General features: G+C 36.2%; 1 protein-coding gene. It reads left to right on the top strand.

All coding sequences use genetic code 11. The annotated features are described in order from the left end of the window. The first annotated feature begins 120 nt into the window (after positions 1–120). The gene (locus tag GGG_RS0118845) at positions 121–1,365 is read left to right on the top strand and encodes a transposase (RefSeq protein WP_010117919.1); all 1,245 of its coding nucleotides are present in this window, start codon (positions 121–123) and stop codon (positions 1,363–1,365) included. The last annotated feature ends 9 nt before the right edge of the window (positions 1,366–1,374 follow it).

The following is a 1,374-nucleotide window of genomic DNA, read 5'->3' as shown; positions in this document are numbered from 1 at the left end:
CATAGGTATCTACACAAATATCAGCATTTAAGTTAAATTGGAAAGCATGCTTTCCAATTTAACATTCCAAACCTAGACAATCGCTTAGTTAAACGCTACGGAAGTCTTGTAAAACTTAATATGAATCCACTCGCTTCTTTAGCTCCCGCACTTAAAGATATTGCCTCCGTCCAGAAAACTAGCTTTGCTACAACTCAGGCTGTTTGGCGGTTTTTAAATAATGAAAATATTTCATTTCAGCAACTCAATCAACCTATTCAATCACTGGCGATTGAACAATTAACCCAATCGAATCATCACTATGCTCTCGTTGCCCATGATTGGTCTCAACTACAATATATTAAACATAACAATAAGTTAAATCGATCTAAAAGAACGCATGAAAATGATAAAGGCTATGAGTTACAAAGTAGTTTATTAATTGATGCTGAAACTGGTTTACCCATTGCTCCACTTGATCAAACTTTATGTGATGCTAATCAGTGTTATTCAACATTCAAAAATGGCGATCAAGCAAAAAAAACACATCTAAATGCACTATATGAACAAATTGAGCATATTGGATCTTTAGCATTAGACAAGAAACTCGTTCATATCATTGATCGTGAGGGAGATTCAATCGCTCATCTTAGATTATTGGATCAATATAATCATTTATTTCTTATTCGAGGAAAAGAAGGAAATCGTGTTGAATATAAAGGACAAGAGCTTAAGTTAAGAGAAGTGTCAGATCAAATATCAGCTGTACAATCACAGATGATTGAATATAAAGGTCGTCGTGAACAACTCTATATTGGTGAAACTGAAATCAGTATTGTGCGTGATGCAAAACCCAAGAAAAAAGATGAAACGGGGAAAAGAATAACACCACAAAAAGGAAAGCCCTTAACAGCTCGGCTGATTGTTGCTGAGGTCAAAAATGAGGAAGGTAAACTGCTTTCTCGTTGGAGTTTATTAAGTAATGTACCGTCAGAAATTTCAAGTGTGGAATTAGCAACATGGTATTACTGGCGCTGGAAAATAGAAACTTATTTTAAGCTCTTAAAACAGGCAGGACATGACATTGAGTCATGGCTTCAAACAACGCCACAAGCAATATTAAGACGGCTTTTAATTGCCAGTATGGCATGTGTATTAACTTGGCGGATTCAACAAAGCAATGATGAACAGAATTCAAGTGTAAGGGCATTTTTAACCCGACTATCGGGAAGGCAACAAAAAAGAGGTGCAAGAGAAAGTGCGCCAGCAATATTGGCAGGACTTTCTGTACTGTTGAATACACTGCAATTATTGTCTGAACATTCAGTGGATGATCTTAAGGCTATTGCTGAAATTGCATTAAGGTATCCACACAGAAATGTGTAGATACCTATG

The sequence above is a fragment of the Acinetobacter sp. P8-3-8 genome (assembly GCF_000214135.1).
Lineage (GTDB): Bacteria > Pseudomonadota > Gammaproteobacteria > Pseudomonadales > Moraxellaceae > Acinetobacter.
The sequence above is the reverse complement of the archived record's forward strand: the minus strand, read 5'-3'. Positions and strand labels throughout refer to the sequence as shown.